The following is a 7,252-nucleotide window of genomic DNA, read 5'->3' on the forward strand; positions in this document are numbered from 1 at the left end:
AGGCCCAAGCCTCCATCACCATCGTGGGTCCGCATGCGGACGCCAACAGGACAATAGATGAATCCGAATTATCGCAACCTCGCGCTTTGGGCGATCATAGCGGTCCTGCTCATCGCCCTGTTCAATCTTTTCCAGACGCCGCAGACGCGCGGCGCTTCCAGCGAGGTTGCCTATTCGCAGTTCCTGCAGGATGTCGCGTCCGGCCGGGTCAAGAGCGTGACCATCGCCGGCGCGCGCATCTCGGGCAACTATACGGACAATGCCAACGGCTTCCAGACCTATTCGCCCGGCGATCCGTCGCTGGTCTCGAGGCTGCAGGACAAGAACGTCACCATCAACGCGCGGCCTGAAACCGACGGCTCCAACTCGCTGTTCGGCTATCTGATCTCGTGGCTGCCGATGATCCTGATCCTCGGCGTGTGGATATTCTTCATGCGCCAGATGCAGTCGGGCTCCGGCCGCGCCATGGGCTTCGGCAAGTCGAAGGCCAAGCTTCTGACCGAGGCGCATGGCCGCGTCACCTTCCAGGATGTCGCCGGCGTCGACGAGGCCAAGGAGGATCTCGAGGAGATCGTCGAATTCCTGCGCGACCCGCAGAAGTTCCAGCGGCTCGGCGGCAAGATCCCGCGCGGCGTGCTGCTGGTCGGCCCGCCCGGCACCGGCAAGACGCTGCTCGCCCGCTCCGTCGCCGGCGAAGCCAACGTGCCGTTCTTCACCATCTCCGGCTCGGATTTCGTCGAAATGTTCGTCGGCGTCGGCGCATCCCGTGTGCGCGACATGTTCGACCAGGCCAAGAAGAACGCGCCCTGCATCATCTTCATCGACGAAATCGACGCGGTCGGCCGTCATCGCGGTGCCGGCCTCGGCGGCGGCAATGACGAGCGCGAGCAGACGCTGAACCAGCTGCTGGTCGAGATGGACGGTTTCGAGTCCAACGAAAGCATCATCCTGATCGCCGCCACCAACCGGCCCGACGTGCTCGACCCGGCGCTGCTCAGGCCCGGCCGTTTCGACCGCCAGGTCGTGGTGCCGAACCCCGACATCGTCGGCCGCGAGAAGATACTCAAGGTGCATGTGCGCAACGTGCCGCTGGCGCCCAATGTCGATCTCAAGGTGATCGCGCGCGGCACGCCTGGCTTCTCCGGCGCCGACCTGATGAACCTCGTCAACGAATCCGCGCTGATGGCGGCGCGCCGCAACAAGCGGCTCGTCACCATGGCCGAGTTCGAGGACGCCAAGGACAAGATCATGATGGGCGCCGAGCGCCGCTCGTCGGCGATGACGCAGGCCGAGAAGGAACTGACCGCCTATCACGAGGCCGGCCACGCCATCCTGGCGCTCAACGTGCCGACGGCCGACCCGCTGCACAAGGCGACCATCATTCCGCGCGGCCGCGCGCTCGGCATGGTCATGCAGCTGCCGGAAGGCGACCGCTATTCGATGAGCTACAAATACATGATCTCGCGGCTCGCGATCATGATGGGCGGCCGTGTCGCCGAGGAGTTCAAGTTCGGCAAGGAGAACATCACCTCCGGCGCCTCCTCCGACATCGAGCAGGCGACCAAGCTGGCGCGCGCCATGGTCACGCGCTGGGGCTTCTCCGACAAGCTCGGCCATGTCGCCTATGGCGACAACCAGGAAGAGGTCTTCCTCGGACATTCGGTGGCGCGCCAGCAGAACATCTCGGAAGAGACGGCGCAGATCATCGACGCCGAGGTGCGCCGGCTGATCGACGACGCCTACTCCACCGCGAAGACCGTGCTGACCAAGAAGAAGAAGGACTGGATCGCGCTGGCCGAAGGGCTGCTCGAATATGAGACGCTGACCGGCGACGAGATCAAGCAGCTGATCGCCGGCCACAAGCCCGCCCGCGACCTCGGCGACGACACGCCGCCCAGCCGCGGCTCGGCCGTTCCGAAGGCCGGCACCGGCGGCCGCCGCAAGAAGGGCCCCGAGCCCGAAGGCGGCATGGAGCCGCAGCCGCAGGGGTGAAGGTTCGAAGAGAACAAAGGAACTTTGGAACGCCGCGGATCAAACCGCGGCGTTTTCCTTTGGGGGATCGCAGGGATTGCCGGCCTTCCCGCGACCTTGCGTCTGCAACGTTGGCGATTGGCGAAAGCCCGGGTGACAATCCGATCTCCCCCTCGTGGGGGAGATGCCCGGCAGGGCAGAGGGGGGCGCTGTCCCGCCGACATGTCGGGTCTTCAGTTTCCCTGGCCCCGCCGAAAGCGAGATGGAGGAAAGCCGCGCGATTCCCATCTCCGTTAGCTTCGCAGAGCGACCCTCCCCCCATGACCTCGCGGGCGTAGTAACCGTCACCTTGCAAGCGTTGAGTTCCTTCGCGCCCCCCTCTGTCCTGCCGGACATCTCCCCCACAAGGGGGGAGATTGGCCGCTTCGCCGATGGCGCTCCCCTTGCAGCGGAGTCGCCCAACAAAAAAAGGCCCGCGAACCTTGCGGCTCGCGGGCCTTCGTCAACCGTTACGAAGCTATCAGCTCTTCAGCTTGGCGTTGCAGAGGCTGTAGAAGCCGCCGCCCTTCTGGATCCACTTCAGGCCGTTCAGCGTGTTGGCGTCCTTGTTGGCGTAGTACTGCTCGAGGCAGGTATGCATGCGGCCCTTGGCCGGGGTCTCGGTGGCAAATTTCGGCGAGATGGCGGTCGGGAAGGTCACGCCCTTCGGCGCGGCCGCGGTCGGCTTTGCCGGTTCCTTGGTGAAAGTCGCCTCCGTCGGAGCCGGCACGGTGTCGTCGTCGGCAGCGCCGGCGCCGCATTCGGCCTTGCGGAAGTCGTTCCACTTCATGCCGTTGAGCTTGTTGGCGGTCTTGGCCGCCTGATACTTGGTGCTGCATTCGGCCATGCTCAGGCCCTTGCCACCTTCAGCCGCTGTCGTCGATGTCGCGGTCTTGGTCGTCTTGGCGGGCTTGGTGTCGGTCGCGGCGGCAGTGGCGCCGGCCGCGCATTCGGTCTTGCGGAAGTCGTTCCACTTCATGCCATTCAGCGTGCCGGCAGCCTTCGCAGCCTGGTACTTGGCGCTGCACTCCTTGGCGGTTAGGCCCTTGGCCGAGCTGTCGGCGGTTGCCGCAGCGGTCGTCTCCTTGGCCTTCTTGGCCGGCTTGGTGTCAGCCGCCTTGGTGTCGGTCGCCGCCTTCGTATCGGTCGCGGCGGAGGCGTCGCTGCCGCACTCAGCCTTGCGGAACTGGTTCCAGGTCTGGCCGGCGAGCGTGCCAGCGTCCTTGGCCGCGTTGTACTTCGTGCTGCACTCGGCCATGGTCAGCGCGTTGGCCGGCGCCGCCAGGAACAAGGCTGCGACGGCGATGCCCGTCAACGTTGCAAGTCTATGAATAAGCATGGCGTTTTCTCCCTTGCTGCCGCCAGGTGGTGTCCCTATACCAAATCAATAGCTCTCAACTTCAGACTGCGCCAGATGGTTCCAGCGCGGATGCACTCACAAAGTGTGTTTCTCCCGATAAGGTGATGAATTGCTTGGCGTCGGTCGCGTAGACAAGGTTTGCCAGACGGCTTTGCGCGGAAAAGCTCGCCATGGCTGGTATATTGCCGCTACAGTCAGGGGTCGTGGTAGGCTGTCGAATCACTTGAACCGCCCGCGACAATGATTTTCTAAGGAATGGTAATATATAATCACGAAATGTGATGATCGGATGCGGCCCAATTGTGGCAATACGGGCGGCGAAAAACCGACGGGGACATTGGCAAGCATGGCAGGGCAGTATTTCGGCACCGACGGCATCCGCGGACGCGCCAACAAGTTTCCGATGACGGCCGAGGTCGCCATGCGGGTCGGAATGGCCGCCGGGCTTTCGTTCCAGCGCGGCAATCATCGCCACCGCGTCGTGCTCGGCAAGGACACGCGGCTTTCCGGCTACATGATCGAGAACGCGATGGTGTCGGGCCTGTGCGCCGCCGGCATGGACGTGTTTCTGCTCGGACCGATTCCGACGCCGGCGGTCGCCATGCTGGTGCGCTCGCTGCGCGCCGACATCGGCGTGATGATCTCGGCCTCGCACAACCCCTACTACGACAACGGCATCAAGCTGTTCGGCCCTGACGGCTACAAGCTCTCCGACGAGATCGAGGAGCGCATCGAAGGCATGCTCGACAAGGACATCGAGCTTGCGCTTGCCGATTCGGACGGGCTTGGCCGCGCCAAGCGCGTCGATGGCGTGCATGACCGCTACATCGAATTCGCCAAGCGCACGCTGCCGCGCTCGATGTCGCTTTCGGGCTTGCGGATCGTCGTCGACTGCGCGAACGGCGCCTCCTACAAGGTGGCGCCCGAGGCGCTGTGGGAGCTCGGCGCCGAAGTGGTCGCCATCAATGTCGAGCCCAACGGCTTCAACATCAACAAGGAGTGCGGCTCGACCCATCCGGCCGGGCTGCAGAAGAAGGTGCATGAGGTGCGCGCCGATATCGGCATCGCGCTCGACGGCGACGCCGACCGTGTGGTCATTGTCGACGAGAACGGCGCCATCGTCGACGGCGACCAGATCATGGCGCTGATCGCCGAATCCTGGCACCAGAGCGGGCGGCTGGCCGGCGGCGGCGTCGTCTCCACGGTGATGTCCAATCTCGGCCTCGAGCGTTTCCTCGGCGACATGAAGCTGCAGCTGCACCGCACCAAGGTCGGCGACCGGTACGTCGTCGAGCACATGCGCGCGCACGGCCTCAATGTCGGCGGCGAGCAGTCCGGCCATATCGTGCTCTCCGATTTCTCGACAACCGGCGACGGCCTGGTTTCGGCGCTGCAGGTGCTGGCCTGCATCAAGCGGCAGAACCGGCCGGTCAGCGAGCTGTCGAAGAAGTTCGAACCGGTGCCGCAGTTGCTGAAGAACGTCCGCATCTCCGGCGGCAAGCCGCTGGAGGAAGCGCCGGTCAGGGCGGCGATCGAGGATGCGCGCAACCGGTTGGGCAAGGCCGGCCGCCTCGTCATCCGGCCTTCCGGCACCGAGCCGCTGATCCGCGTCATGGCCGAAGGCGACGATCCGCAACTGGTCGAGACCGTGGTCAACGACATTGTCGGGATCATCTCGGAAACCCGCAGCGCCGCCTGACTGAGCCGGCCCACCACGTTCGGAAGCCCGCCGCCCGGCGGGCTTTTTCGTGCGCCCGTGGCCCGGACAACGGCATACCCTCTAAAATTGTATAGATTCGTGGTTAATCGGTACGGTTAAACGGCCTTTAACCTTTGCAATTCATTATCCACGCCGAGGTTTATCTTCGGGCGATGTCGTCCCGAGGCTTCTTAGGGGTGACAGCATGTTCAATACAGCAAGAATGGCATTGTTTGCCGCGCTGTTCGCGGGCTTGGCCGGACCGGCGCTCGCCGCGGATCTCGCGGAACCACCGCCGGTCGAGGAAGCTCCGCCGCCGGTCGTGGAGGCGCAGCCGGTCGATGTCGGCGGCTGGTATATCCGCGGCGACATCGACTATCACTGGTCGCGCTTCCGCGGTGGCGACTACATCACTTACGGCGCGGCGCCCCAGACCCAGGGCAGCTTCGCCAGCGGCAAGCTGAAAGGCGCCTTCTCCGCCGGTGCCGGTGTCGGTTACCAGGTCAATCAGTATTTCCGCACCGACCTCACCGCAGACTGGATGGGCAAGTCCAACTTCCGGGGTTCAACCGTCGGCTTCTGCGGCGGCGGCGTACCCTGCGTATCGACCGACACCTCGTCCTATTCGGCGCTGCTGCTTCTGGCCAACGCCTATGTCGACATCGGCACCTGGCATGGTGTGACGCCTTACGTCGGCGCCGGCATCGGCGGCGCCTGGGTCAAGTGGGACACGCTGCACAACAGCGACCTCGACGGCGACTTCTTCCATCAGGGCGGCAAGGGCTGGCGCTTCGCCTATGCCCTGATGGCCGGCGCTTCCTACTGTCTGACCGATCGCGTCAAGCTCGACGTCGGCTACCGTTACAGCCACATCAATGGCGGCAAGATGTTCGAATACGCTTCGGACAGCAATGTCGGCCCCGGGTACGACCGCGGCATCAACGTGCATGAAGTGCGCGGCGGTCTGCGCTATCAGTTCGGCAGGTCCGATTGCGCTCCGCCGCCGGAGCCCTATGTGCCCGAGCCGGAACCGATCTACACCAAGTAAACCTTCCGCATTCGACAGTTCGACCGCCCGGCGCCAGCCGGGCGGTTTCGTTTTTGTGCGGCTGGTAAAATCTCATCGAAATCAATTCGATAACCGCCTGTTATCCTTAACCGGCACTTAACCACTATGGTTAACAATGGCTCCTTGAAACGGCGCTCGCGCTCGCGGCTGGCGCCAATCTCGGGAGCCGGGGACCATGACACTCAATTCGCGTATTGCGTCAGCGCTTGCCGCAACCCTTTTGCCGCTGACGCCAGCGCTCGCGGCCGACTACGATCCGCCGATCTATGTCGACCAGGCCCCTGACTATCAGCCGGTCGAGGTCGGCTCGGGCTGGTACCTGCGCGGCGACGTTTCCTATCTGGTGGAAAAGAGCTTCAGGGACCAGGACTTCAGCTTCACGCCTGCCAGTCAAAGCGAGAGTGAGGACGCGTATTTTGCAAGCATCGGTTTCGGATATCATTTCAACGATTATCTCCGCGCCGATCTCAACCTCGGCTACCTGCCCGGCAACAAGTTCAGCTTCAGCTATGATGACACGGCGACCGCGGCAGAGCCGACCGTGGCATCCGGAAGCCTCAAGAACTATGCGATCTCGGGCATGCTCAACGGCTATGTCGATCTCGGCACCTATGTCGGCTTCACGCCTTATCTTGGCGCGGGCGTCGGCATCGTCCGCAGCAAATACGAGCTCTCGGCGAACTATTTTACCGCCAATGGCGACGACACCGACGATTTTGTCGAGCGTAGCTCCAAGGCGAAATATTCGCTTGCCTATACATTGAATGCGGGTGTTGCCTACCAGGTCTCGAAGAATGTGCTGATCGACCTGGGCTACCAGTATTTTTCCGCCCCCGATGCGGAATACGTCACCGCCGCGAGCCTGAATTCGTTCCCGGTCCACAAAGGCATCAGCAACCACCAGGTCAAGCTCGGCTTGCGCTACGACCTCTGGTGAGCGGCGCGGGCCAGGAAAATGTCGACGGCGGATCCAACGGTCCGCCGTTGTCGTTGTGCGCCCGGCATGGGCATCGACTAGGAGGTGAAAGTCCTCTCGTGAGCTGGTCACAGCGAGCGAAGCGAACCGCAGAGCGTCGGACCGCGAGGCCGGCGTGAAGGAAGCGGGGAGCGAAGC

5 protein-coding genes are annotated in these 7,252 nt (G+C 63.6%); 4 read left to right on the plus strand and 1 reads right to left on the minus strand.

Annotated elements, in window-relative coordinates:
- Window positions 1–57 precede the first annotated feature (57 nt).
- The gene (gene ftsH / locus AC4FWB_RS30275; protein WP_491029893.1) at window positions 58–1,992 is read left to right on the plus strand and encodes an ATP-dependent zinc metalloprotease FtsH; all 1,935 of its coding nucleotides are present in this window, start codon (window positions 58–60) and stop codon (window positions 1,990–1,992) included.
- A gap of 499 nt (window positions 1,993–2,491) precedes the next feature.
- Here the strand turns inward: ftsH and AC4FWB_RS30280 are convergent, their stop codons facing one another.
- The gene (locus AC4FWB_RS30280; RefSeq protein ID WP_491029894.1) at window positions 2,492–3,349 is read right to left on the minus strand and encodes a hypothetical protein; all 858 of its coding nucleotides are present in this window, start codon (window positions 3,347–3,349) and stop codon (window positions 2,492–2,494) included.
- 367 nt (window positions 3,350–3,716) lie between these two features.
- Here AC4FWB_RS30280 and glmM point away from each other — a divergent pair, with 367 nt between their 5' ends.
- The 3 genes from glmM to AC4FWB_RS30295 all read left to right on the plus strand — a co-directional run bounded on the left by glmM (window position 3,717) and on the right by AC4FWB_RS30295 (window position 7,075).
- Entirely contained in the window at window positions 3,717–5,069 is a 1,353-nt protein-coding gene (glmM, locus tag AC4FWB_RS30285) for a phosphoglucosamine mutase (protein ID WP_491029895.1), read from the plus strand.
- 205 nt (window positions 5,070–5,274) lie between these two features.
- On the plus strand, window positions 5,275–6,117 hold the full coding sequence (locus tag AC4FWB_RS30290; protein ID WP_491029896.1) for an outer membrane protein: 843 nt from the start codon (window positions 5,275–5,277) through the stop codon (window positions 6,115–6,117).
- 196 nt (window positions 6,118–6,313) lie between these two features.
- Window positions 6,314–7,075 carry an outer membrane protein gene (locus AC4FWB_RS30295; RefSeq protein ID WP_491029897.1) on the plus strand — a complete coding sequence of 254 codons (762 nt, stop codon included), beginning with the start codon at window positions 6,314–6,316 and terminating at the stop codon, window positions 7,073–7,075.
- Window positions 7,076–7,252: the final 177 nt, after the last annotated feature.

Source organism: Mesorhizobium sp. LEGMi-168a, assembly GCF_058312955.1.